Origin of the sequence: Streptomyces sp. TN58, from assembly GCF_001941845.1 — a bacterium.
Lineage (GTDB): Bacteria > Actinomycetota > Actinomycetes > Streptomycetales > Streptomycetaceae > Streptomyces.
Genome location: NZ_CP018870.1, coordinates 2,960,948 through 2,986,330, shown reverse-complemented (window position 1 = coordinate 2,986,330; position 25,383 = coordinate 2,960,948). Strand labels below are relative to the sequence as shown.

The 25,383-nt window shown below is 72.3% G+C and carries 21 protein-coding genes and 1 tRNA gene; 11 read left to right on the top strand and 11 right to left on the bottom strand.

Annotated features, from left to right (window positions below):
* Nucleotides 1-42 precede the first annotated feature (42 nt).
* The 4 genes from BSL84_RS13520 to BSL84_RS13505 all read left to right on the top strand — a co-directional run bounded on the left by BSL84_RS13520 (nucleotide 43) and on the right by BSL84_RS13505 (nucleotide 5,191).
* The gene (locus BSL84_RS13520; RefSeq protein ID WP_075970428.1) at nucleotides 43-1,764 is read left to right on the top strand and encodes a PQQ-binding-like beta-propeller repeat protein; all 1,722 of its coding nucleotides are present in this window, start codon (nucleotides 43-45) and stop codon (nucleotides 1,762-1,764) included.
* A gap of 125 nt (nucleotides 1,765-1,889) precedes the next feature.
* Nucleotides 1,890-2,582: a response regulator transcription factor gene (locus tag BSL84_RS13515; protein WP_030037382.1), complete on the top strand. Its 693-nt coding sequence runs from the start codon at nucleotides 1,890-1,892 to the stop codon at nucleotides 2,580-2,582.
* 148 nt (nucleotides 2,583-2,730) lie between these two features.
* The gene (gene galE / locus BSL84_RS13510; protein WP_075970427.1) at nucleotides 2,731-3,687 is read left to right on the top strand and encodes a UDP-glucose 4-epimerase GalE; all 957 of its coding nucleotides are present in this window, start codon (nucleotides 2,731-2,733) and stop codon (nucleotides 3,685-3,687) included.
* Between the two features lie 736 nt (nucleotides 3,688-4,423).
* Nucleotides 4,424-5,191 carry a response regulator transcription factor gene (locus BSL84_RS13505; protein ID WP_045321777.1) on the top strand — a complete coding sequence of 256 codons (768 nt, stop codon included), beginning with the start codon at nucleotides 4,424-4,426 and terminating at the stop codon, nucleotides 5,189-5,191.
* Here the strand turns inward: BSL84_RS13505 and BSL84_RS13500 are convergent.
* Nucleotides 5,150-5,647, bottom strand: a complete 498-nt coding sequence (locus tag BSL84_RS13500) for a MarR family winged helix-turn-helix transcriptional regulator (protein WP_030027098.1) — start codon at nucleotides 5,645-5,647, stop codon at nucleotides 5,150-5,152. The genes BSL84_RS13505 and BSL84_RS13500 overlap by 42 nt on opposite strands.
* Nucleotides 5,648-5,808: 161 nt before the next feature.
* On the opposite strand from BSL84_RS13500, the gene BSL84_RS13495 reads away from it, so the two are divergent.
* Nucleotides 5,809-6,666 carry a trans-aconitate 2-methyltransferase gene (locus BSL84_RS13495; RefSeq protein WP_030027099.1) on the top strand — a complete coding sequence of 286 codons (858 nt, stop codon included), beginning with the start codon at nucleotides 5,809-5,811 and terminating at the stop codon, nucleotides 6,664-6,666.
* A 2-nt stretch (nucleotides 6,667-6,668) separates the two neighbouring features.
* A complete protein-coding gene (locus BSL84_RS13490; protein WP_030027100.1) occupies nucleotides 6,669-7,046 on the top strand; it encodes a VOC family protein in 378 nt (125 codons plus the stop codon).
* Between the two features lie 67 nt (nucleotides 7,047-7,113).
* Here the strand turns inward: BSL84_RS13490 and BSL84_RS13485 are convergent, their stop codons facing one another.
* Nucleotides 7,114-7,782, bottom strand: a complete 669-nt coding sequence (locus BSL84_RS13485; RefSeq protein ID WP_030027101.1) for a TetR/AcrR family transcriptional regulator — start codon at nucleotides 7,780-7,782, stop codon at nucleotides 7,114-7,116.
* On the bottom strand, nucleotides 7,782-8,762 hold the full coding sequence (locus BSL84_RS13480; RefSeq protein WP_030027103.1) for an acyl-CoA desaturase: 981 nt from the start codon (nucleotides 8,760-8,762) through the stop codon (nucleotides 7,782-7,784). The genes BSL84_RS13485 and BSL84_RS13480 overlap by 1 nt, the downstream gene beginning before the upstream one ends.
* Before the next feature lie 369 nt (nucleotides 8,763-9,131).
* On the opposite strand from BSL84_RS13480, the gene ppc reads away from it, so the two are divergent.
* Nucleotides 9,132-11,900: a phosphoenolpyruvate carboxylase gene (gene ppc / locus BSL84_RS13475; protein WP_030027105.1), complete on the top strand. Its 2,769-nt coding sequence runs from the start codon at nucleotides 9,132-9,134 to the stop codon at nucleotides 11,898-11,900.
* 76 nt (nucleotides 11,901-11,976) lie between these two features.
* Here the strand turns inward: ppc and BSL84_RS13470 are convergent, their stop codons facing one another.
* The 6 genes from BSL84_RS13470 to BSL84_RS13445 all read right to left on the bottom strand — a co-directional run bounded on the left by BSL84_RS13470 (nucleotide 11,977) and on the right by BSL84_RS13445 (nucleotide 17,098).
* The gene (locus tag BSL84_RS13470) at nucleotides 11,977-12,741 is read right to left on the bottom strand and encodes an LPXTG cell wall anchor domain-containing protein (protein WP_030027106.1); all 765 of its coding nucleotides are present in this window, start codon (nucleotides 12,739-12,741) and stop codon (nucleotides 11,977-11,979) included.
* Between the two features lie 157 nt (nucleotides 12,742-12,898).
* A complete protein-coding gene (gene pth / locus BSL84_RS13465) occupies nucleotides 12,899-13,489 on the bottom strand; it encodes an aminoacyl-tRNA hydrolase (protein WP_030027108.1) in 591 nt (196 codons plus the stop codon).
* Between the two features lie 105 nt (nucleotides 13,490-13,594).
* A complete protein-coding gene (locus tag BSL84_RS13460; protein ID WP_030027109.1) occupies nucleotides 13,595-14,182 on the bottom strand; it encodes a 50S ribosomal protein L25/general stress protein Ctc in 588 nt (195 codons plus the stop codon).
* 177 nt (nucleotides 14,183-14,359) lie between these two features.
* The gene (locus tag BSL84_RS13455; RefSeq protein ID WP_030027111.1) at nucleotides 14,360-15,337 is read right to left on the bottom strand and encodes a ribose-phosphate diphosphokinase; all 978 of its coding nucleotides are present in this window, start codon (nucleotides 15,335-15,337) and stop codon (nucleotides 14,360-14,362) included.
* A gap of 133 nt (nucleotides 15,338-15,470) precedes the next feature.
* Nucleotides 15,471-16,916 (bottom strand): bifunctional UDP-N-acetylglucosamine diphosphorylase/glucosamine-1-phosphate N-acetyltransferase GlmU, encoded by a 1,446-nt coding sequence (gene glmU, locus BSL84_RS13450; protein ID WP_030027112.1) that lies wholly within the window; start codon nucleotides 16,914-16,916, stop codon nucleotides 15,471-15,473.
* 110 nt (nucleotides 16,917-17,026) lie between these two features.
* Nucleotides 17,027-17,098, bottom strand: a tRNA-Gln gene (locus BSL84_RS13445).
* 168 nt (nucleotides 17,099-17,266) lie between these two features.
* Between BSL84_RS13445 and BSL84_RS13440 the strand changes: the two genes are divergently transcribed.
* Nucleotides 17,267-18,538, top strand: a complete 1,272-nt coding sequence (locus BSL84_RS13440) for a sensor histidine kinase (RefSeq protein WP_045321772.1) — start codon at nucleotides 17,267-17,269, stop codon at nucleotides 18,536-18,538.
* Nucleotides 18,539-19,330: 792 nt separating this feature from the next.
* Here BSL84_RS13440 and BSL84_RS13435 read toward each other — a convergent pair.
* Entirely contained in the window at nucleotides 19,331-19,861 is a 531-nt protein-coding gene (locus BSL84_RS13435) for an SUKH-3 domain-containing protein (RefSeq protein ID WP_030031718.1), read from the bottom strand.
* Nucleotides 19,862-19,863: 2 nt separating this feature from the next.
* Nucleotides 19,864-20,424 (bottom strand): YwqJ-related putative deaminase, encoded by a 561-nt coding sequence (locus BSL84_RS13430; RefSeq protein WP_030031719.1) that lies wholly within the window; start codon nucleotides 20,422-20,424, stop codon nucleotides 19,864-19,866.
* 230 nt (nucleotides 20,425-20,654) lie between these two features.
* Here BSL84_RS13430 and BSL84_RS13425 point away from each other — a divergent pair, with 230 nt between their 5' ends.
* The 3 genes from BSL84_RS13425 (at nucleotide 20,655) to BSL84_RS13415 (ending at nucleotide 25,314) form a co-directional block, all read left to right on the top strand.
* Nucleotides 20,655-21,650: an SMI1/KNR4 family protein gene (locus BSL84_RS13425; protein ID WP_075970426.1), complete on the top strand. Its 996-nt coding sequence runs from the start codon at nucleotides 20,655-20,657 to the stop codon at nucleotides 21,648-21,650.
* Between the two features lie 7 nt (nucleotides 21,651-21,657).
* Complete coding sequence (locus BSL84_RS13420) at nucleotides 21,658-24,300, top strand: SUKH-4 family immunity protein (protein WP_075970425.1); 2,643 nt, start codon at nucleotides 21,658-21,660, stop codon at nucleotides 24,298-24,300.
* A 141-nt stretch (nucleotides 24,301-24,441) separates the two neighbouring features.
* Nucleotides 24,442-25,314 (top strand): cellulose-binding protein, encoded by an 873-nt coding sequence (locus BSL84_RS13415; protein WP_075970424.1) that lies wholly within the window; start codon nucleotides 24,442-24,444, stop codon nucleotides 25,312-25,314.
* The last annotated feature ends 69 nt before the right edge of the window (nucleotides 25,315-25,383 follow it).

The window sequence follows — 25,383 nt, the reverse complement described above, 5'->3', positions numbered from 1 at the left end:
GATCCGCCCGACGAGCCGCCCAGCGAGAGGCAACAGCAACCGATGAGTACCCCGCCGCCCCCCAACCAGCCGCCGTCCGGCGGCTTCGGAGCGCCGCAGGATCCCGCGCCGGGCGGGTTCGGAGCGCCCACGCCGCCCGCCGGACCGCCCAGCCCGCCTGCCGGACCGCCCAGCCCGCCTGCCGGACCGCCCGCGGCCGCCCCGCAGCCGCCGGCCGCGCAGCCCGCGTACGGCTACCCGCAGGCCGACCCCGGCTACGGCTACCCGCAGCAGCCCGCGCCCGCCCCGTACAGCGCGCCCGTGCCCCCCGCCCCGCCGGCCGGCACCGGCGGCGACAAGCGCACCCAGCTGACGATCGTCGGCGCGGCCCTCCTGGCCATCGTCCTGATCGTCGGCGGCGGCCTCTGGTACGCCTCCGGCGACGCAGGCGGCGGGACCACCGCGCAGGGCGACCCCAGCACCTCCCCGGGCGGCGACAAGAACCAGCCCTCCACGCCCGGCAGCGAGAAGGTACCCGGCAACCCCAAGTCGAAGATTCTCTACAACCATCCGGCCCCCGCCGTCACCGACCTGGTCTCCGCCAACGGCTCCTGGCTGACCGACACCACCTACGTCAAGTCCGACGTGTCGAAGGTCGTCGGCTACAACCTCGTCGACGGCGCCAAGAAGTGGGAGATCCCCCTCAACGGCGAGATCTGCGGCGCCACCCACCACATCAGCGAGAACAAGAGCGCGGTCCTCTTCAGGCCCGCCCAGTCCACGCCCGAGAACAAGTACCCGCCGTGCACCGAGGTCGGCGTCATCGACCTGGAAGCCGGCAAGCTCGTCTGGTCCGGCAACGTCAAGAGCGCCAACGGCGGCGACAAGCCCGTCCAGTTCTCCGAGATCACCATCAGCGGCAAGACCGTCGCCGCAGGCGGCGTCTCCGGCGGCGGCGCCGCCTGGAACCTCGCCGACGGCAAGAACCTGTGGCAGCCCAAGGTCGACGGCGAGAGCTGCCGCGACACCGGCTACGCGGGCGGCGAAGCCCTCGGTGCCATCCGCAAGTGCGGCCGGCACCCCAACTACACGCTGCACGCACAGATCCTCGACCCGGCCACCGGCGCACCCACCGCCTCGTACAAGCTGTCCGAGGGCATCGAGTACGCGCACATCGTCTCCACCAAGCCCTTCGTCGTCGGTGCCGACGTCGGCGACAACGCCAAGGGCGGCAAGGGCGTCAGCGACCTCTTCGTCGTCGACCCCAAGGGCGAGCTGAAGGCCCGCATCCCGCTCGCCGCGGGCACCTTCGCCGCCAAGTGCGCCTCCACCGACGTCGAGAAGTGCTCGAACATGGTCGTCGGCAACGGCAAGATCTACGTACCCTCCGCCGAGCACCAGGGCCAGTCCAGCAGCGGCCGCACCAACGAACTGCTCTCCTTCGACCTGGAGACCGGCAAGCAGACCACCGACCGCGCCGACGCGGGCGAGCGGTACACCATCTACCCGCTGCGCATGGACGGGTCGAACATCATCGCCTACAAGGTCCCCCCGTACGACAAGGGCGGCCAGATCGTCAGCATCGACGGCAGCACCATGAAGGAGACCCTCCTCATGGAGAACCCGGCCGACAGGGACCTCCGGCGCATCGAGACCAGCTTCTCGCCCGAGTTCTCCTCCGAGTTCCGCTACCGCAACGGCAAGCTCTTCATGGCCAAGCAGAACGTCAGCAAGCCGTACTCGGACGACCCGGAGTACCTCTTCGTCTCGTACACCGCGAGCTGACTCGCACAGCACCACCGAAGCCCCCGAACGGTCCGTACCGTTCGGGGGCTTCTGCGCGGTAACCCCTTCACGCCGTCGAACAAGCGTGTAGCTTGCCGGGTCAGAAGGGTGGGGGGTGGTCCTCAATGGGCGTACGCGTCGTGGTGGTCGACGACCACCGACTGCTGGCCGAGGCGCTGGCCTCTGCCCTGAAACTGCGCGGCCACCGGGTACTGGCCGCCGCGGCCCCGGCCGCCGGCGCCGCCGAACTCGTCATCAGCCGAGCCCCGGAGGTCTGCCTCCTCGGCACCGCCAACCCCGCCGAGCCCGGAGCCTTCGAACCCGTCGTCCGCATCAAACGGGAACGCCCGCAGACAGCCGTGGTCGTCCTCGGCCCGGTGCCCAGCCCGCGCGGGATCGCCGCAGCCTTCGCCGCCGGCGCCTGCGGATACGTACGCCAGGACGAGCGCATCGAAGGCGTCGAGCGGGCGCTGGCCAAGGCGAGGTCGGGAGAAGCGGCCATCGCCCCCCAACTCCTCCAAGGCGCCTTCGCGGAACTCCTCAACCCCGCCGTCCAGCCCGACGACGAGGGCAGCCGGCTGCTGCGGCTGCTCACCCCGCGCGAGGTGGAAGTGCTGGTGCGGGTCGCCGAAGGCGAGGACACCCGGCTGATCGCCGCCGGGATGGCGATCGCACCGAGCACCGCCCGTACGCACGTACAGCGGGTCCTGATGAAGCTGGGCGTCGGATCACGGCTGGAGGCGGCCGCGCTGGCCGCCCGAACCGGCCTCCTCGACCGGGCCCTCCCCGAGCCGCCGCCCACCTCGCCGCAGACCTGAGCGGGCGGCCGGGGAGGGCCGCCGGTGAGGCTGCCGTCGGCCACCGCTCAGGCCGCCGATTTCCCCCGCGGGTGCCACATCGGGTAAGCCAGTGCCCGAAGCATGCGCACGTACACGCGCATGGTCCCCCGCGAGAGGCAGTAGGCGAGTGAGCAAGTACCTGGTAACCGGTGGCGCCGGATACGTCGGCAGCGTGGTCGCGGCCCACCTCCTGGAGGCCGGCCACGAAGTCACCGTCCTCGACGACCTCAGCACCGGCTTCCGCGTCGGCGTCCCGGCGGGCGCCACCTTCATCGAGGGCCGGATCCAGGACGCCGCCCGACACTTCGACCCCTCCTACGAAGCCGTACTCCACTTCGCCGCCTCCTCACAGGTCGGCGAATCCGTGGTGAACCCGGGCAAGTACTGGGAGAACAACGTCGGCGGCACCCTCGCCCTGCTCACCGCCATGCGCGAAGCGGGCGTACGCAGGCTCGTCTTCTCCTCCACCGCCGCCACCTACGGCGAGCCGACCGAAGGCCTGCTCACCGAAGCCTCCGTGACCGCGCCCACCAACCCGTACGGCGCCTCCAAACTCGCCGTCGACCACATGATCGCGGGCGAATGTGTGGCGCACGGCCTGGCCGCCGTGTCCCTGCGCTACTTCAACGTGGCCGGCGCCTACGGCCAGTACGGCGAACGGCACAGCCCCGAAACGCACCTGATCCCCCTGGTCCTCCAGGTCGCCCTCGGCGAACGCGAGTCGATCTCCGTGTTCGGCGAGGACTACCCGACCCCCGACGGCACCTGCGTACGCGACTACATCCACGTCGCCGACCTGGCGGAAGCCCACCTCGCCGCCCTCCGCTCCGCCACCGCCGGAGAACACCTCATCTGCAACCTCGGCAACGGCAACGGCTTCTCGGTACGCGAGGTCATCGAAACCGTCCGCAAGGTCACCGGCCGCGAGATCCCCGAAGTCATCGCCCCGCGCCGCGCCGGCGACCCGGCCATGCTGGTCGCCTCCGCCCGCACCGCCCACGACCGCCTCGGCTGGACCCCCAACCGCTCGGACCTCACCGGCATCATCCAGGACGCCTGGAACTTCGCCCGGGCCCGTTCTTAGGGCTCGGTTCGCCTCCGGGGCGCTTGTTGCCGGCTCGTGAGGGCGTGCGTGCTCGTAAACCGCTCGTTCCCCCTTTTTTCGCGGGCTCGGTTCGCCTCCGGGACGGGCGCCTTTTGCCGGCTCACTCGCGCCTTCTTTCGTGGCTCGGTTCGCCTGCGGGGCGGCTGTTGCCGGCTCGTGGGGTCGTGCGTGCTCGTAAACCGCTCGTTCCTCGCGGTTTCCTCCGCGCGCTCGCCCCCACTCCCCGGCGCGCCCCTTCGGCTCACTCGCCGGTGCAGCGGTGTCGGCGAGGGCGGGCGGGGATGGGCCGGTGCTCGGCGGGGGCGTGTGTGTTGGGGGTGCGCGCCTTGGGTGGGCGCTGTGCGCGGGCGCCCGGCGTGTGCGCGCCGGGTGAAATGCCCTCCGTGCAACTGCCCATGGCACGCGCCCGCGCAGAAGTCGCCCCACGGCCCCCGATTCAGGCGGTTTCCAGCCACGGCCGAGCCCGTTCACCCCGCACACTCCCCAGAACCGCGGGGAAAACTTCTGCTATTCGGCCAACCACGAGCCGCCCCCGGCCCTACGCTGATGCGTGACACCGGTGGGGGCCGGTGTTGGTTCAGGGGTCGAGACAAGTCGGGTACGGCGTCCGGTCCGGGGTAGTGCAGATATGTCTCGGCGGCGGCCGGGGGCCTGCGGATCGCCCGGTCCTGGCGCCGTACCCGCCGCCGTCCGTTCCCCTACCCTTGGGGGTTTTGTGGTTCGTATCCGGGTTCTCGTCGTCGACGATCACCGCATCTTCGCCGAATCGCTCGCAGCCGCGCTCGCGGCCGAGCCGGACGTGGACGTGTCCGCGGCCGGCAGCGGCCCCGCCGCGCTGCGCTGCCTCGAACGCGCGGTGGCCGAGGGCCGCCGCTTCGACGTCCTGCTGGTCGACGCCGACCTCGGCGCCGCCCCCGGGGCCGTGCCGGGCCGGCGGGAGCCGGGGGCCGGGCCGCCGCCGCCCGCCGCGGACGGCATCACGCTCGTGGCCGGAGTACGGGCCGCCCATCCCGGGGTCCGTACGGTCGTCCTCGCCGAGCGCGACGAGCCGCGCCGGGCCGCCCTCGCCCTGCAGGCGGGTGCCTCGGGCTGGGTGGCCAAGGACTGCTCGCTCTCGCGCCTGCTGGCCGTCGTCCGCGGGGTGCTGCGGGAGGAGACGCACCTCCCGCCCGCCCTGCTCACCGGAGTGCTCCGCGAACTGACCGCGGCGCGCAAGCACCGTACGGACAGCGAACGGCTCGTGGAGTCCCTCACCCCGCGCGAACACGAGGTGCTGCGCTGCATGGTGGCCGGGCTGGGCCGCAAGGACGTGGCGGCCAGACTGTTCCTGTCCCCGCACACCGTCCGCACGCACATGCAGAACGTGCTCGGCAAGCTCGGCGTGCACTCCACCCTGGCCGCGGTGGCCCTGGCCCGGCGGGCCGGCGTACGACCCGCCGACCTAGCCGGGGATGTTGTCGAACGGAGCGGTCAACTGGCGTAGCAGTCCGGCGAGATCGCCGCGCTGGCTATGCGAGAGCTGGGCCAGGATGGCCCGTTCCTGGGCCAGCAGCCCGGCGAGGGCCTGGTCGGCGCGGTCCCGGCCCTCGGGGGTGAGCCGCACCAGGACCCCGCGGCGGTCGTTGGGGTCCGGGAGCCGCTCGACGAGGCCCTTCTTGGCGAGCCGGTCGATACGGTTGGTCATGGTGCCGGAGGTGACGAGGGTCTGGGTCAGCAACTGGCCGGGGGAGAGCTGGTAGGGGGCGCCCGCGCGTCGCAGCGACGTCAGGACGTCGAACTCCCAGGGCTCCAGGCCGTGCTCGGAGAAGGCCAGCCTGCGGGCACGGTCGAGATGGCGCGCGAGCCTGCTCACGCGGCTCAGGACCTCAAGCGGTTCCACGTCGAGGTCAGGGCGCTCCCGCCGCCATGCCGCCACCAGTCGGTCGACCTCGTCCTCCATGCCGCTCAGTGTAAGGGATCTGTCGATGTGAAGTCTCTTCATACCGAGTATCTCGATCACAAGTATCTTGACATCGAGATATAAATGAAGTGAGCATGGGGCATGGAGGGGGCCGGAACAGATTCCGCTTCCGACCGCCCCGCCAGCAGGGAGGCTCGAACATGTATTCCGATACCGCGCGTGCAGGGACCCCCACGTCCACCGCGCCGTCCGCACCCACCTGGGACCCCCAGCAGTACCTCCGGCACGCGGGCCACCGCACACGGCCCTTCCTCGACCTGCTCGCCCGCATACCCGAACTCCCCAACCGGCCCGCCCGCATCGCCGACCTCGGCTGCGGCCCCGGCAACGTCACCGAACTCCTCGCCACCCGCTGGCCCGAGGCCGCCATCACCGGCTTCGACCTCTCCCCTGAGATGCTCCAGCGCGCCACCGACCAGCACGCCGGCCCCACCGCCGGCGGCGGCAGCCTCGACTTCCGCCGCGGCGACATCGCCGACTGGCTTCCCGAAGAGCCCTACGACCTGATCGTCTCCAACGCGGCCCTCCAGTGGGTCCCCGGCCACCCCGGCTCCTTCGGCACCTGGATCAACGGCCTGCGCCCCGGCGGCACCTTCGCCTTCCAGATCCCCGGCAACTTCACCGCCCCCAGCCACGCCCTGCTCGCCGAGCAGTGCGACACCCCGCGCTGGCGCTCCCGCCTCGCCGGACACGGCGCGCGCTACATCCACCTCCTCGAACCCGCCGAATACCTCGCCCGGTTCACCGCGCTGGGCTGCACCGCCGATGTCTGGGAAACCACCTACCACCAGCTTCTCCACGGCCCCGACCCCGTGCTGGAGTGGGTCAAGGGCACAGCGTTGCGACCCGTTCTCACCGCCCTCGGCGACGACCGCGAAGCCGTCGACGCCTTTCTCACCGAATACCGCGACCGGCTGCGCGCGGCCTACCCGAGCGGGCCGCGCGGAACCGTCTTCCCGTTCCGAAGGATCTTCGCCGTAGCCCGCAGGGAGGCCTGACCGTGCTCACCGCCGTCGACCACGTGCAACTCGCCGCACCGCCGAACTCGGAGGACCGGCTGCGCGCCTACTACACCGACGTACTGGGCATGACCGAGATCCCCAAACCGCCCGTTCTCGCCGCCCGCGGAGGCTGCTGGTTCGCCGCCGGACCCGTACAGCTGCACCTCGGCGTCGAGGACGACTTCCGGCCCGCCCGCAAGGCGCACCCCGGCCTGCGGGTGACCGGCATCGAGGAGTACGCGCACAGACTGGAGGAGCGCGGCGCCAAGGTCGTCTGGGACGAGAACCTGCCGGGCCACCGCCGCTTCTACTCCGAGGACCCCGTCGGCAACCGGCTCGAATTCCTGGAACCGTACGAAGCGCAGCCCGGCCACTGAGACGCGGAGCCGCGTCGCCCCGCCGCCGGACCACCGGTGGCGGGGCGACGCCACGCCGCAGGGGACGTCAGCTCTTGCGGCGTCCCACCAGCTGCGGTTTCGACTCCAGGCCGTCCAGCCCGTGCCACGCCAGGTTCACCAGATGCGCCGCCACCTCGGCCTTCTTCGGCCTGCGCACGTCCAGCCACCACTGGCCCGTCAGCGCCACCATCCCGACCAGCGCCTGCGCGTACAGCGGCGCCAGCTTCGGATCGAAACCGCGGGCCTTGAACTCCAGCCCCAGGATGTCCTCGACCTGCGTGGCGATGTCGCTGATCAGCGACGCGAACGTACCCGTCGACTGCGCGACCGGCGAATCCCGCACAAGGATCCGGAAACCGTCCGTGTACGACTCGATGTAGTCCAGCAGTGCGAACGCCGCCTGCTCCAGCAGCTCCCGCGGATGCCCCGCCGTCAGCGCGCCCGTCACCCCGTCCAGCAGCTGGCGCATCTCCCGGTCCACGACGACCGCGTACAGCCCCTCCTTGCCGCCGAAGTGCTCGTACACCACCGGCTTGGACACCCCGGCCTTCGCCGCGATCTCCTCCACCGACGTGCCCTCGAAACCCTTCTCCGCGAACAGGGCCCGGCCGATGTCCAGCAACTGCTGGCGCCGCTCCGCGCCCGTCATCCGCACCCGGCGGCCACGCCTGGGCTTGTCGCTGCTGGTACCGCCGTCGATCGCCACGCCCCCCATCATGCCGCGTTCGGCCGGTTTTCCCTGCGTCGGGCGTCGATACGGGCCGCGGACGGCCACCTCACGTCAGTGGCCCACCCCAGCTGCTCGAACCAGCGGATCAGCCGCGCACTGGAATCGACCTGCCCCCGCAGCACCCCGTGCCGGGCCGACGTCGGATCGGCGTGGTGCAGGTTGTGCCACGACTCGCCGCACGACAGCACCGCCAGCCACCACACGTTGCCCGACCGGTCCCGGGACTTGAACGGCCGCTTGCCCACCGCGTGACAGATCGAATTGATCGACCACGTCACATGGTGCAGCAGCGCCACCCGCACCAGCGAGCCCCAGAAGAACGCCGTGAACGCCCCCCACCACGACATCGTCACCAGGCCGCCCACCAGCGGCGGAATCGCCAGCGAGAAGATCGTCCAGAAGATGAAGTCCCGCGAGATCCGCCGGATGGCCGGATCCTTGATCAGGTCCGGGGCGTACTTCTGCTGATCGGTCTGCTCCTCGTCGAACAGCCAGCCGATGTGCGCCCACCACAGGCCCTTCATCAGCGCCGGCACCGTCTCACCGAACCGCCACGGCGAATGCGGGTCGCCCTCGTGGTCCGAGAACTTGTGGTGCTTGCGGTGGTCGGCCACCCACCGCACCAGCGGACCCTCCACCGCCATCGAACCCATCACCGCGAGCACGATGCGCAGCGGCCGCTTCGCCTTGAAGGACCCGTGCGTGAAGTAGCGGTGGAAGCCGATGGTGATCCCGTGGCAGGCCAGGAAGTACATGAACACCATCAGGCCCAGGTCCAGCCAGCTCACCCCCCAGCCCCACGCCAGCGGCACCGCCGCCAGCAGCGCCACGAAGGGGACGGTGATGAACAGGAGCAGCGCGATCTGCTCGATCGACCGCTTGCTCTCGCCGCCCAGCGTCGCGGACGGCACGGATGTCTCGGAGGGCGCGGACGCACCCTCTTTCAGATCGGGACTGGTGGTCATGAAGGGTCCCCTGGGGGGTGAGGGAAGTCGGCAGGCTCGCGGCCACGAAACCCTACGGGTCCGTAACCTACGGCATCGTAAGTATGGCAAAGCCCGGGCCGGGGACAAGAGGAGCGCGGCCACGGCAACCGGAGTGCGCCCGCGCCCCCGCCGGTCGGCCGACCCCGGACGACTCGGCCTATGAGACGTTTGCCCAGGCACACGGGTCGGACACCTATCCTGTTCCCCGTCGGACAGCGCGGTCCGCACGGGCAGCCCGAGCCACACCTCACCGGCGGCGGTCCCCCGGACGGAGTCCGAGGGTCCACGCCGCGTACGGCCGGGAGCCCACCGCCCAGTAGCGCTCGAACACTGCAAGGAGCCGCACCTGTGAGCAGTGCTGACAAGACCCCCCTGGCCGCCCAGCAGGCCCCCGCCACCCCGGCCGCCACCGCCAACGCGGAACTGCGCGCGGACATCCGCCGCCTCGGCGACCTCCTCGGGGAGACCCTCGTACGCCAGGAGGGCCAGGACCTGCTCGACCTCGTCGAACGCGTCCGCGCCCTCACCCGCACCGATGGCGAGGCCGCCGCCGCCCTCCTCGGCGACACCGACCTGGAGACCGCCGCCAAGCTCGTGCGCGCCTTCTCCACCTACTTCCACCTCGCCAACATCACCGAGCAGGTCCACCGCGGCAAGGAACTGCGCGCCCACCGCGCCGCCGAGGGCGGGTTGCTCGCCCGCACCGCCGACATGCTCAAGGACGCAGACCCCGAGCACCTGCGCGAGACGGTCAAGAACCTCAACGTCCGCCCCGTCTTCACCGCACACCCCACCGAGGCGGCCCGCCGCAGCGTCCTCAACAAGCTGCGCCGCATCGCGGCCCTCCTGGAGGAGCCCGTCACCGGCGCCGGCGACCGCCGCCGCCACGACCTGCGCCTCGCCGAGAACATCGACCTCGTCTGGCAGACCGACGAGCTGCGCGTCGTCCGCCCCGAGCCCGCCGACGAGGCCCGCAACGCCATCTACTACCTCGACGAACTGCACGCCGGCGCCGTCGGCGACGTCCTGGAGGACCTGGCCGCCGAACTGCGCCGCGTCGGCATCGAGCTGCCCCCCGGCACCCGCCCCCTCACCTTCGGCACCTGGATCGGCGGCGACCGCGACGGCAACCCCAACGTCACCCCCGACGTCACCCGCGACGTGCTGATCCTCCAGCACGAACACGGCATCACCGACGCCCTCGAACTCGTCGACTTCCTGCGCAGCCTGCTGTCCAACTCCATCCGCTACACCGGAGCCACCGAGGAACTGCTCGCCTCCCTCCAGGCCGACCTCGAACGCCTCCCCGAGATCAGCCCCCGCTACAAGCGGCTGAACGCCGAAGAGCCCTACCGCCTCAAGGCCACCTGCATCCGCCAGAAGCTCCTCAACACCCGCGAGCGCCTGGCCAAGGGCATCCCCCACGAGGAAGGCCGCGACTACCTCGGCACCGCCGAGCTGATCACCGACCTCACCCTCATCCAGACCTCCCTGCGCGAGCACCGCGGCGGCCTCTTCGCGGACGGCCACATGGACCGCACCATCCGCACCCTCGCCGCCTTCGGCCTCCAGCTCGCCACCATGGACGTACGCGAGCACGCCGACGCCCACCACCACGCCCTCGGCCAGCTCTTCGACCGCCTCGGCGAGGAGTCCTGGCGCTACGCCGACATGCCCCGCGACTACCGGCAGAAGCTCCTCGCCAAGGAACTCCGCTCCCGCCGCCCGCTGGCCCCCACCCCCGCGCCCCTCGACGCCGCCGGCGCCAAGACCCTCGGCGTGTTCGCCGCCGTCAAGGACGCCTTCGAGAAGTTCGGCCCCGAGGTCATCGAGTCCTACATCATCTCGATGTGCCAGGGCGCCGACGACGTCTTCGCCGCCGCGGTCCTCGCCCGCGAAGCCGGCCTCGTCGACCTCCACGCCGGCTGGGCCAGGATCGGCATCGTCCCGCTCCTGGAAACCACCGACGAGCTCCGCGCCGCCGACGTCATCCTCGACGAAATGCTCGCCGACCCCTCCTACCGGCGCCTGGTCTCCCTCCGCGGCGACGTCCAGGAGGTCATGCTCGGCTACTCCGACTCCTCCAAGTTCGGCGGCATCACCACCAGCCAGTGGGAGATCCACCGGGCCCAGCGCCGACTGCGCGACGTGGCCCACCGCTACGGCGTCCGCCTGCGCCTCTTCCACGGCCGCGGCGGCACCGTCGGCCGCGGCGGCGGCCCCTCCCACGACGCGATCCTCGCCCAGCCCTGGGGCACCCTCGAAGGCGAGATCAAGGTCACCGAACAGGGCGAGGTCATCTCCGACAAGTACCTTGTCCCCTCCCTCGCCCGCGAGAACCTCGAACTGACCGTCGCCGCCACCCTGCAGGCCTCCGCCCTGCACACCGCGCCGCGCCAGTCCGACGAAGCCCTCTCCCGCTGGGACGCGGCCATGGACACCGTCTCCGACGCCGCCCACGCCGCCTACCGCGAACTCGTCGAAGACCCCGACCTGCCCGCCTACTTCTTCGCCGCCACCCCCGTCGACCAGCTCGCCGACCTCCACCTCGGCTCCCGGCCCTCCCGCCGCCCCGACTCCGGAGCCGGCCTCGACGGCCTGCGCGCCATCCCGTGGGTCTTCGGCTGGACCCAGTCCCGCCAGATCGTCCCCGGCTGGTACGGCGTCGGCTCCGGCCTCAAGGCGCTGCGCGAAGCCGGCCACGAGGACGCCCTCACCGAGATGGGCGAGCGCTGGCACTTCTTCCGCAACTTCCTGTCCAACGTCGAGATGACCCTGGCCAAGACCGACCTGCGGATCGCCCGCCACTACGTCGACACCCTCGTCCCCGACCACCTGAAGCACGTCTTCGCCCGCATCGAGGCCGAGCACGAGCTCACCGTCCGCGAGGTCCTGCGCATCACCGGAGGCGAGAAGCTCCTCGACTCCCACCCCGTGCTCCAGCAGACCTTCGCCGTACGCGACGCCTACCTCGACCCCATCTCCTACCTCCAGGTCTCCCTCCTGGCCCGCCAGCGGGCGGCCGCGGCCCGCGGCGAGGCAGCCGACCCGCTGCTCGCCCGCGCCCTGCTGCTCACCGTCAACGGCGTCGCGGCGGGTCTGCGCAACACCGGCTGACCCACCGCCCCACCCACGCAAGAGGGGTCCCCCGCACCGACCGGCGCGGGGGACCCCTCTGCTGTCACCGGGAGGATCAGCCCTCGGCGCCCGACCTGCGGCGGCGGACCAGCAGGAGCGCACCGGCCGCGACCAGTGCGGCCGCCAGCGTGGCGAGCAGCCCGACCGGAGCGTCCGAACCGGTCTTCGCCAGGTCACCACCCGGCGTACCGCCCGAGGCCGACGCGGACGGAACGGGAGAAGACGGGGACGAGGAGGGCGACGTGCTCCCCGACGACGACGGGCTCGCGCTCGTGCTAGCCGACGCCGACGGCGAAGCGGACGTGCTGGAGCTCGGCGACGTCGAAGCGGAGGTCGAGGTCGACGGAGCCGGCGTGGTGGAGGACTGCGAAGGCGTCGGCTCGGTGGTCGCCGTCGACGGGCAGGTGTGCGAGAGGTTGAACCACTCCAGCTTCTTGCCGCCGCCCGTGGTGCCCTCGACCAGGGCGACCGCGGAGACCAGCTTCGCGCCGGGCTCCGAAGCCGCGTACGCGTGGTTCTCGTTCGGAGGACCGAAGGTGGTGATGACCTGCTCGCCGCCCGGCTCGAACTTCACCGTCAGCTTGACGAAGGAGACCTCGTTGGGGCTGCCCGGCGCGATGAAGTGCCAGCCGTCCTTCGTGGCGGGTATGGAGGCGCAGGTCTCGCCGGGCTTGCCCTTGAACTGCGCCGCGTAGATCGGCAGGTCCTTCGCCTGGTGCAGCGGCACCTCGTAGGAGTCGGCGGCGAACGCCGGGCCGGCGGACGCGGAGAGGAGCAGCGCAGTGGCAACAGCCGCCCAGCGCTTACGGGAACGGAGCATCGAGGCACCTCTGGGGAGGGAGGGAAACATGGGGCCATGGGGGGCGGCGGCGCAAGCATGCTGACGCGACACCGCCCCGGTCAAGAGCCAGGCGTACACGTTTGCCACGAACTGACCTGCTCCGGGCTGCTTGTCCCCTGTGAAGATGCGTGACGCACTACCCGTTGTACGCCGACTGCGCGCGCTCCAGACCCTCCGCCACCAGGCACTCCACCGCGTCCGCCGCCCGGTCCACGAACCAGTCCAGCTCCTTGCGCTCCGTGGAGGAGAAGTCCTTCAGCACGAAGTCCGCGACCTGCATACGGCCCGGGGGCCGCCCGATGCCGCACCGCACCCGGTGGTAGTCCGCGCCCATCGACTTCGTCATGGACTTCAGGCCGTTGTGCCCGTTGTCCCCGCCGCCCAGCTTCAGACGCAGCGTCGGGTAGTCGATGTCCAGCTCGTCGTGGACGGCGACGATCCGCTCCGACGGCACCTTGTAGAAGTCCCGCAGGGCCGTCACCGGGCCACCCGACAGGTTCATGAACGACATCGGCTTCGCCAGCACCACCCGCCGGTTCGCCGGCCCCGGCGGACCCATCCGGCCCTCCACCACCTGCGCTCGCGCCTTGTGCGCCTTGAACTTCCCGCCGATCCGCTCCGCCAGCAGATCGACCACCATGAACCCGATGTTGTGGCGGTTCCCGGCATACTCCGCACCCGGATTGCCCAGACCCACGATCAACCAGGGCGCCGCGTCGTCCGACATCAAAAGCTCCTTACCCGTACCGCCCGGAACGAAGACGACCGCCGTCCCGCTCCAGTGGAGCCGGACGGCGGTCGGTCAGCAACTGCTGAGAGGAAGGGGCGAGGCTCAGGCCTCGGCGCCCTCGGCCTCCGCGTCGGCGGCCGGCTCCTCGGCCTGCGGGGCGACGACCTGCAGGACGGCGGTCTCACCGTCGACGGCCAGAGCGGTGCCGGCCGGCAGCTTCAGGTCGGAGGCGTGCACGGTGGCGCCGGCCTCCAGGCCCTCGATGGAGACGGTGATCTCGGTCGGGATGTGGGTGGCCTCGGTCTCGACGGAGATCGAGGTCAGCAGGGTCTCCAGCAGGTTGCCGCCGGCGGCCAGGTCGCCCTCGGTCACGACGGGAACCTCGACGACGACCTTCTCGCCCTTCTTGACGATCAGGAAGTCGACGTGCGAGATGGTGCGCTTGAGGGGGTGGCGCTGCACGGCCTTCGGGATGACCAGCTCGTTGCCGCCGCCCGCGATGTCCAGGGAGAGCAGGACGTTCGGGGTCTTCAGCGCCATCATCAGGCCGTGGGCCTCGACGTTGACGTGCTTCGGGGCGGTGCCGTGGCCGTAGATGACACCGGGGGTCAGGGCGTCACGACGGGCCTGGCGGGCGGAACCCTTGCCGAAGGTGTCGCGCAGGGTGGCGGAAAGCTTGACCTCGGACATGCTCACTCCTCGTGGGGTGATGGAAAAGGACACAGTCACCCGGCCTGAACGGCCTGCTACGAAGAGCGCGTCGATAACGGAGTGTCCGCACACAGAAGTGCGGCCTCCCTCGCCGAGCAACTTCATGAGTCTACCCGGCGGGAAGGCCGCACTTCAAAAGGATCTACGCGGCAGCGACTACTGCTGCTCCTCGAAGAGGCTCGTCACCGAACCGTCCTCGAAGACCTCGCGCACCGCACGCGCGATCATCGGGGCGATCGAGAGCACCGTGATCTTGTCCAGCTCCAGGTCGGACGGGTCCGGCAGGGTGTTCGTGAAGACGAACTCGCTCACCTTGGAGTTCTTCAGGCGGTCCGCCGCGGGGCCCGACAGGATGCCGTGCGTCGCCGTCACGATCACGTCCTCCGCACCGTGCGCGAAGAGCGCCTCGGCCGCGGCGCAGATCGTGCCACCGGTGTCGATCATGTCGTCGACCAGGACGCAGACGCGGCCCTTGACCTCGCCGACGACCTCGTGGACCGTCACCTGGTTGGCGACGTCCTTGTCGCGGCGCTTGTGCACGATCGCCAGCGGCGCGTCCAGCCGGTCGCACCAGCGGTCCGCCACGCGCACACGGCCGGCGTCCGGGGAGACGATCGTCAGCTTCGTACGGTCCACCTTGGCGCCCACGTAGTCCGCGAGGACGTTCAGCGCCGAGAGGTGGTCCACCGGGCCGTCGAAGAAGCCCTGGATCTGGTCCGTGTGCAGGTCGACCGTGAGGATGCGGTCCGCACCCGAGGTCTTCAGCAGGTCCGCCACCAGACGCGCCGAGATCGGCTCACGGCCCTTGTGCTTCTTGTCCTGGCGGGCGTACCCGTAGGACGGGATGATCACGGTGATGGAGCGCGCCGACGCGCGCTTCAGCGCGTCGATCATGATCAGCTGCTCCATGATCCACTTGTTGATCGGAGCCGTGTGGCTCTGGATCAGGAAGCAGTCCGCGCCACGCGCCGACTCCTGGAAGCGGACGTAGATCTCACCGTTGGCGAAGTCGAAAGCCTTGGTCGGCACGAGGCCGACTCCCAGCTGGTGCGCGACCTCCTCGGCCAGCTCGGGGTGGGCGCGGCCGGAGAAGAGCATCAGCTTCTTCTCGCCGGTCGTCTTGATCCCGGTCACAGCACTGTCTCCTCAGACGTGTTGAAGCTGCTCGCCCCCATGTGCGTCCGTCCCGCACACGGTGAGCCAGCCGAATTGCGTGCACCTATCACGGTACGCCGTTCGAGACGTACCTGTTTCCGGTCAGTTCGCCTCAGGGGCGCTCGGAGTCCTCCGAGGCCGCCGACTGCGCCGCGGTCGCGGCAGCGCTTCCCGGACGCTTGCGAGCCACCCAGCCCTCGATATTCCGCTGCTGGCCGCGGGCCACGGCCAGCGCGCCGGGGGGCACGTCCTTCGTGATCACGGACCCGGCGGCCGTGTAGGCCCCGTCCCCGATGGTGACGGGTGCCACAAACATGTTGTCCGACCCCGTCTTGCAATGCGAGCCGACGGTGGTGTGGTGCTTGTGCTCACCGTCGTAGTTCACGAAGACGCTCGCCGCGCCGATGTTGGTGTACTCGCCGATCGTCGCGTCGCCCACGTACGACAGGTGCGGCACCTTGGTGCCCTCGCCGATCGTCGCGTTCTTCATCTCGACGTACGTACCGGCCTTCGCCTTCGCCCCGAGGCTCGTGCCCGGGCGCAGGTACGCGAACGGCCCCACGCTCGCCTGCGGGCCCACGACCGCGCTCTCGGCCACCGTGTTGTCGACACGCGCGCCCGCACCCACCTGCGTGTCCCGCAGCCGGGTGTTGGGGCCGACCTCGGCGCCCTCGGCGATGTGGGTGGCGCCCAGGAGCTGGGTGCCGGGGTGCACGACCGCGTCCTGTCCGAAGGTGACGGTCACGTCCACGAGGGTGCTGGCGGGGTCCACGACCGTCACGCCCGCGAGCATGGCCTGCTCCAGCAGGCGCGCGTTCAGCAGGGCGCGCGCCTCGGCGAGCTGCACGCGGTTGTTGATCCCGAGGATCTGGCGGTGGTCGCTGCCCACGGCCGCCCCGACGCGGTGCCCGGCCTCGCGCAGGATGCCGAGGACGTCGGTGAGGTACTCCTCGCCCTGGCTGTTGTCGGTGCGGACCTTGCCGAGGGCGTCGGCGAGGAGGGCGCCGTCGAAGGCGAAGACGCCCGAGTTGATCTCGCGGATCGCGCGCTGGGAGTCGGTGGCGTCCTTGTGCTCGACGATCGCGGTCACGGCGCCGCCGGCGTCGCGCACGATCCGGCCGTAGCCGGTGGAGTCCGGCACCTCGGCGGTGAGCACGGTGACGGCGTTGCCGTCGGCTGCGTGCGTCCGCGCCAGCCGGCCCAGGGTCTCCCCGGTCAGCAGCGGGGTGTCGCCGCAGACCACGATCACAGTGCCGTCGACGGGCCCGCCGAGCTCCTGCAGGGCCATGCGGACGGCGTGGCCCGTGCCGTTCTGCTCGTACTGGACGGCGGTGCGGACGTCGGCGTCGATGCCGGCGAGATGTGCGGTGACCTGCTCCCGGGCGTGCCCGACGACCACGACGAGGTGCTCGGGGTCCAGCTCGCGGGAGGCGGCGACGACATGACCGACGAGCGAGCGCCCGCAGATCTCGTGCAGAACCTTGGGTGTGGCCGACTTCATGCGGGTGCCTTCACCCGCTGCGAGTACGACGACGGCTGCCGGGCGGTTGGCGCTCACGGGTGTGCCCTTCGGCTTCGGGGGTGGACCCGTGAAGGATACCGGGGGCCCGGGCGCCCGAAACGAAGCCGGGTCCCGACCGCTGCGGTCAGGACCCGAAGATGCGAAAGCTCCCCCGCCAGGACTCGAACCCGGACATAAGGCACCAAAAGCCTCAGTGCTGCCAATTACACCACAGGGGATCATGTACGACTTGACCGGACATTGCTTCGCTGTGGTCGAGTCGTCGGCACCTACTATGCCGCACCACCGGCCTCCGATGCGACGCTAAAGATCGGTGCCGTGCGGGAGTTCGCGGCGGCGCCCGTTCTGTCGGTGGTCTGTAGGGGCGGCTGCGTACGCTGGACGGCATGACCAGTACGGGGGAAGAGCAAGGCCGTGCCGGTCCGCCTTTGTGGTGGGCGCGGCGCCGGGATGCCGTGGTGGACGTCGCGCTGGCCGCGGCCTCCGCCGCGGAGTGCGCGTGGGAGGGGATCCGCTTCGCGCACCAGGCGGGCATCCCCGTGCCCGTCGGGGTGCTGTTCGGGACCGCGGTGGGGGCCGTGCTCGTGCTGCGGCGGCGGTGGCCGATCGCGGTGGTCCTCGTGGGGATCGCCGTCGCACCGGCCGAGACGGGGTTCCTTCTGTCCGTCGTGGGCATGTACACGCTCGCCTCGTCCGAGGTGCCGCGGCGGATCATCGCGGCGCTCGCCTCGATGTCGCTGGTGGCGACCTTCATCGTGATGTACCTCAAGACGCGCGGCGACGTTGAGGCCGAGCCGGCGCTGGTCGTCGCCCTGTCCGGATTCGTCGCGGTCGCGCTGACCGTGCCGCCGGTGCTGCTCGGCCTCTACATCGGCGCCCGGCGGCGGCTGATGGAGAGCCTGCAGGAACGGGCCGACTCGCTGGAGCGGGAGCTGTCGCTGCTCGCGGACCGGGCGGAGGAGCGGGCCGAGTGGGCCCGTACGGAGGAGCGGACCCGGATCGCACGGGAGATGCACGACGTGGTCGCCCACCGGGTGTCGCTCATGGTCGTGCACGCGGCCGCGCTGGAGGCGGTGGCGGTGAAGGACCCGGCCCGGGCCGCGAAGAACGCGGCGCTGGTGGGGGACATGGGACGGCAGGCGCTCACGGAACTGCGGGAGATGCTCGGCGTGCTCCGGGCGGCGCCGAAGCCGGCCGTGGCCGTCGCGGCGGCCGCGGCGGCGCCCGCCGCGAAGGCGGGTCCGGTCGCCCTCGTGGGCGGCGCCGACGACGGGCCCTCGCTCGCGGAGCTGGAGGCGCTGGTCGGGCAGTCGCGGGCGGCCGGAATGGCCGTGGAGATGGTCGTACAGGGCATGGGCGCGTACGCGGCGGAGGTGGAGCAGACGGCGTACCGGGTGGTGCAGGAGGCGCTCACGAACTGCCACAAGCACGCCCCGGGGGCACGGGTCGTGGTGCGGGTCGCCCACCGGGAGGGCGAGGTCGCGATGCAGGTGGAGAACGGGCCGTCCGAGGGCGCGGCGGACGGGGTCGGCCTCCCGAGCGGCGGGAACGGGCTGGTCGGGATGCGGGAGCGGGTGCTGGGGCTGGGCGGCGTGTTCGTCTCGGGCCCGACGGAATCGGGCGGCTTCCGAGTCTCGGCGGTCCTCCCCCTCGCCTGAGGGCTCCCGCGGGGGAGGCGGTTCGGGCGCGGCCCGGGGCCGGTGTGCTGGGGCCCTTCCGCTCCCGCGGGGGTGGCGGTTTGGGGGTGGCCCCGGGCCGTGTGCTGGGGCTCTGCCCCAGGGCCCGCGCCCTTTCGCTTCCGCGGGGGTGGCGGTTTGGGGGTGGCCCCCGGGCCGGTGGTGCTGGGGCTCTGCCCCAGGCCCCGCGCCTCAAGCGCCGGCGGGGCTGGTGTGGTGCGGGCGGTCGCGGGGCCGGGCAGGGGTGTCTCCTCGGCTCGGCGAGCGCGAGCGATCACCACGGTGCCCGGCGGTGACGCCTCGTCCTGCGGGGACACCCCTCCCCGTCCCCGCTCCAACCGCGACGAGGGGGTGTCCCCAAAGCCCCCTCGGCGGCTACCGAGTACTGGCGGAGCCACACCGTGGGGTGGGGACACGGTGGAGTGTCCCCGCAGGACGAGCGCGCACCACCGGCCCGCCTCCGAGATATGCAGTACCGCGCGAGCCGAGGAGACATTCCGGCGGGGCACCGCCCCACACCACCTAAGCCCCGCCGGCGATTGAGGCGCGGGGTCTGGGGCAGAGCCCCAGCACCACCGGCCCGGGGGCTACCCCGAAACCGCACCCCCGCGGGAGCGGAAGGGTCTGGGGCAGAGCCCCAGCAGCACCGGCCCGGGGGCTACCCCGAAACCGCCACCCCCGCGGGAGCGGAAGGGTCTGGGGCAGAGCCCCAGCACCACCGGCCCGGGCCGACGCCCGAAACCGCCACCCCCGCGGGAGCGGAACGGCCCGGGGCTACCCCGAGACCGCCACCCCCGCCGGAGGCGAGAGGCGGGTCGGCTGCAGCCCGGTCAGCAGCAGGGTGAGGGCTTCGTCCACCGTGGCCCCGAGGTACCAGTCACCCGTGTGGTCGATGCCGTAGACCCGGCCCTCGCGGTCGAGGGCGAGGTGGGACCCGCCGTCGGCCTCGACCCCGAGCGGGCACAGCTCCGTGGACAGGGCCCGTCCCAGGTCGGCGAAGGTGCGCGCGAGGTGGAGGCCGGTGAGGGGGTCGATGCGCACGGGGACCGGGGCGATCTGGCGGCCCGGCCCGGGGGCGGTGACGGTCAGGCCGCCGAACTCGGCCCAGGCCTCGACGGCGGCGGGGAAGACCGTGTGCCGGTGGCCGCCGGGGGTGGTGTGGTCCCGCAGGGCGTCGGCCCAGTACTCGGCCTGCTTGATGTCCCAGCGGCCGGGTTCCCACCCGGCGGTCCGCAGCGCGGAGTCCACCGCGACGGGGAAGCGGGTGGTGGAGGAGCGGTCGTAGGAGGCGGAGGTGGTCGTCATGGCTACTCGGCTGGGGTGAGGTCGACGGAGCGTACGCCGAAGTGGGCGAGGAGGGCGTCGCAGGAGCGGCAGGGGGGCGCGTAGCTGCCGTGGAGGGGGTCGCCGTCCTCGCGGATGCGCCGGGCGGTGATCTTCGCGTGTTTGAGGGAGCGGCGGGCCTCGCTGGGCGAGAGGGGTTTGCGGGAGGCCCGCCGGGAGCGGGCGCCCTCGACGGCGGCGAGGTGGCGCGAGAGCAGTATCGCCTCGGGACATCGGCCGGTGAAACGTTCGCGCTGGCCGCTGGTGAGGGTGTCCAGGAAGTCCTGGACGAGGGGGTGGAGCACGGGCGGCTGGTCGGCCTTGCCGGCGGTCCCGGTCAGGGTCTCGCCGCGTACGGAGAGGGCGGCGGCCACGGTGGGCAGGATGCCGTCCCGGCGGAAGCGCAGGACGGGTGGGGTGGGCCGGCCGTCACCGCTGCTCCAGCGCAGGCGTGGGTCGCCGGCGGGGCCGCCCGTCTCGGCGGGTGTGCCGGCCGCTCCGGCGGTGCCGTCGCCCGGATCCGTACGTGTTGCCGTGTTCTGCATGGTCGCGCTTTCCCTCCCGTGGCGGCGGTGGTGACCGCTTTCGCGCACGCCCCCGTGCTGCGGGGACAGCCTGCCAAATGTCATCTGTCATACGGAAGCGGGGTCGAATTTTCGTATCAATTCGGATGTTCCTGGCCCTCGGGCTGGTGTGCGGGTCGCGGGCGGAGGAGCCTCTTGCCCCAGCGCATAGGCTGTGGTGAACCAGCCAGATCCAGCAGGGGGCTACCGCCATGACGACAGGTCGGCTCGGGCAGCAGGCCGCGCCACCCAACGCCGCTTACTCGGGGCAGGTCGTGCATTTCCCGGACCCGGTCCGGGCCGCTCGGCATCCCCACGGAGTGCGGATGGACGGCGACGGGTATCCGGACTTCTCCGCCTACGCGCGTGCGGCGGTGGAGATCGCCGAACCGCCCGAGGGCTTCGGCGTGGACGAGTTGCGGCTGACGGACTACGTGTCCGCGAACGCGGCGATGAAGGCCGCCGGGCACGAGCTGTGGGACACGGTCGGGCCGGTGGCCACGCCGCACGGCTGGACCTGGCACCACGTGGCGGGTTCGCGGCGCATGGAGCTGGTGCCGGTCGAGGTGAAGGCGCTGCTGCGGCATCACGCGGGTCTGGTGACGACGTCGGTCGACCACGAGAAGCGCGGGACGCGGCCGTTGCAGGAGGTGCGCCCCGTACACCTGGGGCTGCCGAAGTCGGTGGTGTCGGTCGGCGAGGAGCAGGTGCAGGGGGTCGAGGAGGACCTCGGCTACCGGCTGCCCGAGGCGTACCGCTCGTTCCTGAAGGCCGCGGGCGGCTGCGCGCCGGTCGGCGCGGGCCTGGACGTGGATCTGGGCGTACTGGTCGACCAGCCTTTCTTCACGGTGCGTGAGGAGGCCGCGATCAATGACCTGGTGTACGTCAACAAGTGCCTGCGCGACCACCTCACGAAGGACTACCTGTGCGTGGCCTTCGCACAGGGCGGGCTGCTCGCCCTGAAGGTGAGGGGCGAGGGCATCGGATCGGTGTGGTTCTCCCCGTACGACGACGCACGCGACCAGGACGGATGGTCGGTGCAGGAGCGCGTGGAGCGGCTGTTGCTGCCGTGCGGCGGTGATTTCGACTCCTTCCTGGAGCGGTTGGCGGGTAACCCGCCGGAACTGGAGACGGTGGCCGGTCTGATGGTGGACGGCGGATTCGCACGTTCGGTTCCGGTGGCGCGTACCGGTTCGGATGAGGGGTGACGGCGCGATGGTGACGTTTGCGCAGGCGCAGGAGCGCGCCGAGGAGTGGATCAACGGGGACGTGCCCGCGTACCAGCACCGGGAGGTGCGCGTACGGGAGTTCGGGCTCGGGTTCGTGGTGTGGGCGGAGGACCGGGCGGCGGGTCCGGTGTCGGGAGGCGGCCGGCAGCGGCTGGTCATCGCCCGGGACAGCGGCGAGGTGACGCTGTGGCCGGGGCTGCCGGTGGGTGAGGTGATCCGCCGGTACGAGGAGGAGTACGGGGCCGCGGCCGCGGCGCCGGCCGCGCAGGCCTCCGTTCCGCCGCCGCGGATCGACTCGGAGCAGACCTCGTTCATGCTGAGTCCGCCGGAGTGGCTGCAGGAGGCGGCCGACCGGGCGGGGATCCCGGGCGCGCCGGCCGCTGCGGCCCCGGCGCCGGCCCTTGAGGCGGACGCCCACGCGGAGCCGGGGTCGGGGTCGGGGTCGGAGTCGCGGTCGGAGGCGGTCTCGGAAGCGGCTTCGGGTTCGGCTTCGGGTTCGGCTTCGGCGGAGTCCGGTTCCGCCGATGCTCCCGCCGCCGTACCGGGTGCCGCGGACGCGGTGCCGCTGCGGCGCGGTGGTGAGATCCCCTACGAGCCGACGGCCAACGACGGCGTTCCGGTGACCCCTGCCGCCGCGGTGCCGACGGGGGCCACGCCGTGGGCGGGGACCGATGTGAACTCCGGCACCGACGACGCGTCCGTGCCGCTGCCCGCGACCGTGTTCGCGCCGCCGCTGTCCGGGTCGGACCTGGAGGACGCACCGCCGTCCTCCGGTGTGGCCTCCGAGGCGAAGACGACGCTGATGCCGGGCGGCAGCCAGCTGCCGCGGACCGCGATCGTGCCCGCGCTGGGGTCCTCGCCGCAGGACATCGCGGACGCGCCGACGAGCAAGGCCCAGGTCTCGCGGCCCGGTTCCGCCGGTACTCCGGCTGCGGGGCAGCCGTCGACGCCGCCCGGCCCTCCCGGCGCGCCGGGTGCGCCGGGGGCTCCTGGGTCGCTGGGTCGTGGGCTGGACCATGCCGCGACGATGCTGGCGGGTCCGGCTGTGACGGGTCAGCCGCCGGCGCCTCCGGGTCCGCCCGGTGCTCCGGGTGCCGGTGGTCCGGGTCAGCCGCCTGCGCCTCCCGGTCCGCCGGGGGCTCCTGGGTCGCTGGGTCGTGGGCTGGACCATGCCGCGACGATGCTGGCGGGTCCGGCTGTGACGGGTCAGCCGCCGGCGCCTCCGGGTCCGCCCGGTGCTCCGGGTGCCGGTGGTCCGGGTCAGCCGCCTGCGCCTCCCGGTCCGCCGGGGGCTCCTGGGTCGCTGGGTCGTGGGCTGGACCATGCCGCGACGATGCTGGCGGGTCCGGCTGTGACGGGTCAGCCGCCGGCCCCTCCGGGTCCGCCCGGTGCCCCCGGGGCCGGTGCTCCGCAGCCGCCCGGCCCGCCCGGCCCGCCCGGGGCCCCCGGCGGCGGTGCCCATCACGCCGCGACGATGCTCGCGACTCCCGGCGTACCCCAGCCCCCCGGTCCGCCGAGTGCCCCCGGCGCCCCCGGCGGCGGGCTCGACCATGCCGCGACGATGCTCGCGGGTCCCGGCGTGCCGCAGCCTCCCGGTCCTCCCGGACCGCCGCCCGGCGGGCCCGCGGCGCAGCCGCAGGCCCCGACCGGTGCGCCCACGGTCGGCCCCGGCTACCAGGCCGTGCTGCGCTACCGCGCTCCCGACGGCTCCGAGCAGCAGCTCATCCGCCGCTCGGCGCCCGGTACCCCGCACCCGGAATGGCAGATCCTCTACGAGCTGCGCGCGATGAACGTGCCGCCGCAGCAGGTGCTGGAGCTGCACACGGAGCTGGAGTCCTGTGAGCTGCCCGGCGGTTACTGCGCCCGGATGATCCGGGAGACGTGGCCGCAGGTGCGGATCACCAGCGTGGCCCCGTACGGGCAGGACCACGCGGGCCGGCAGCAGGGCATGCGGCACCTGCTCACCCATCAGGGCGAGCTGCACCAGGTCGCCGACGGTCCGGCACGCCCCGCGCCGGTACGGGCGCCGCTGCCGCAGGTTCCGCTGCAGCCGGCGATCCCGCTGGACGCCATCGGGCAGGAGCTGGCGGCGGCGTTCGGTCCGCAGGGCGTGTTCCGGTTCGACCAGCGGGCGGTCTCCCGTCAGGGCGTGCCGGAGATCGTGGCGCAGACGCTGATGTGGGCGGGCCTGCCGGTCGATTTCGGGCCGTTCTTCTGGGCGCAGGCGGTGCCGGGACAGCCGGTGCCGACGCTGGCCGAGCTGGCGGCGCAGCGGCAGGTGCAGCCGGCGTCGGACGCGGGCTCGTACCTCGTGATCGGCAGCGACTTCGGCAAGGCGCTGTGCGTGCAGTACGGGACCGCGCACATCGTCGCGGTGCCGGTGGAGGGCGGTCCGGGCGGCGCCCCGGTGCCGCCGCAGTTCGTGAATTCGAGCCTGCCGCAGTTCGTCCGCTCGCTGGCGATGCTGGGCCACATGTGGCGGCTGCGCCAGCATCTGACGCCGGAGCAGGCGGGCCGCTGGACCGTCGACTTCCAGGCGAATCTGGCGGGGCTGGACAGTGCCGCGCTGTCGTCGCCGGAGAGCTGGTGGTCGGTGCTGCTGGAGCAGATGTGGGACGGGCTGCTGTGAGGTCCGTCTGACAGCGGTGCCGGTGTGAGCGTGAGTGGCCGGGTCGGGACCCTCGGAGGGGGTCTCGGCCCGGCCATTCGGGCTTCAGGGAGCAAATGGCGCATCCTTGACGGGAATCCCCGCGAGAGAGGCGCATCCAGGATGAGTGCACCCTTTGCGACCGTGCGCGGTCGTGGCTACCGCATCGAAGAGGTCGACCGGTATCTCGCCCGGCTCTCCGGTAGCCGTGACGAGGCTTGGGAGCGGGTGGCGCGGCTGACGGTCCTGGCCAGGCAGATGGAGGCGGAGGCGGACCGGCTGCGGGAGGCGGTGGCCGCGCTCGCCCCGCAGACGTACGACGAACTGGGCGAACGGGCCCGCCGGATCCTGGTGCTGGCGGAGGAGGAGGCGGCCTCCGTACGGGCGGAGGCGCGGGCGGACGCGGCCGCGGCGCTGGACGCGGCCGGGGCGCGGGCCGAGCGGGTGGCGGAACTGGCGCGCGGCGACGCGGAGGCGGTGCGGGAGCAGACCGAGGTACGGGCCCGGCAGGGGCTGGCGCGGGCGGAGCGGGAAGCGGACGAACTGCGGGCCGGGGCGCGCCAGGACGCCGCCGCCTGGCGGGCGGACGCGGCGGCGGTACTGGCGAAGGTGAGGCGGCAGGCGGAAGCGGCGCGGGTGCAGCGGGAGCGGGAGCAGAGCGAGCGCTGGGAGGCGGCGGGCCGGGAGCTGGCGGCGCGGGAGGCGGAGGCGGACGCACGGCACGCGGAGTCGGAGCGGGCCGCGCAGGCCCGGCTGGCGGAGGCGCGGCGGGGCCACGCGGAGGCGGAGGAGGCCGCGCGGCACGGTCAGGAGGACGCGGAGGCGCGGGCCGCGGAGCTGGTGGCACAGGCGAGGGTCGCGCAGGAGCGGATCGGCCGGGAGACGGAGCGGGTGCTGCGGGAGCACGAGGCGGCGCAGGAGGAGATGCGGGCGCACATGGCCCATGTGAAGGCCAGCCTCTCCACGCTGACGGGCCGTGCTCCTGCGGAGGGCTGACGCGCCTGCCGTTGCCCTGGCCGGGCGGGCCTGACGGTGCCCGGTGCCCCGGCCGGGCGGTCGGTGGTG

Coding starts and splice junctions, on each gene's coding strand:
- BSL84_RS13485 (WP_030027101.1), bottom strand. CDS start 7,782: ATGGGGGGCGTGGCGATCGACGGCGGTACCAGCAGCGACAAGCCCAGG.
- BSL84_RS13470 (WP_030027106.1), bottom strand. CDS start 12,741: ATGCTCCGTTCCCGTAAGCGCTGGGCGGCTGTTGCCACTGCGCTGCTC.
- BSL84_RS13425 (WP_075970426.1), top strand. CDS start 20,655: ATGACGACAGGTCGGCTCGGGCAGCAGGCCGCGCCACCCAACGCCGCT.
- BSL84_RS13500 (WP_030027098.1), bottom strand. CDS start 5,647: ATGGAGGACGAGGTCGACCGACTGGTGGCGGCATGGCGGCGGGAGCGC.
- BSL84_RS13435 (WP_030031718.1), bottom strand. CDS start 19,861: ATGACGACCACCTCCGCCTCCTACGACCGCTCCTCCACCACCCGCTTC.
- BSL84_RS13520 (WP_075970428.1), top strand. CDS start 43: ATGAGTACCCCGCCGCCCCCCAACCAGCCGCCGTCCGGCGGCTTCGGA.
- BSL84_RS13460 (WP_030027109.1), bottom strand. CDS start 14,182: ATGTCCGAGGTCAAGCTTTCCGCCACCCTGCGCGACACCTTCGGCAAG.
- BSL84_RS13495 (WP_030027099.1), top strand. CDS start 5,809: ATGTATTCCGATACCGCGCGTGCAGGGACCCCCACGTCCACCGCGCCG.
- BSL84_RS13415 (WP_075970424.1), top strand. CDS start 24,442: ATGAGTGCACCCTTTGCGACCGTGCGCGGTCGTGGCTACCGCATCGAA.
- BSL84_RS13420 (WP_075970425.1), top strand. CDS start 21,658: ATGGTGACGTTTGCGCAGGCGCAGGAGCGCGCCGAGGAGTGGATCAAC.
- pth (WP_030027108.1), bottom strand. CDS start 13,489: ATGTCGGACGACGCGGCGCCCTGGTTGATCGTGGGTCTGGGCAATCCG.
- BSL84_RS13480 (WP_030027103.1), bottom strand. CDS start 8,762: ATGACCACCAGTCCCGATCTGAAAGAGGGTGCGTCCGCGCCCTCCGAG.
- BSL84_RS13515 (WP_030037382.1), top strand. CDS start 1,890: ATGGGCGTACGCGTCGTGGTGGTCGACGACCACCGACTGCTGGCCGAG.
- BSL84_RS13440 (WP_045321772.1), top strand. CDS start 17,267: ATGACCAGTACGGGGGAAGAGCAAGGCCGTGCCGGTCCGCCTTTGTGG.
- BSL84_RS13430 (WP_030031719.1), bottom strand. CDS start 20,424: ATGCAGAACACGGCAACACGTACGGATCCGGGCGACGGCACCGCCGGA.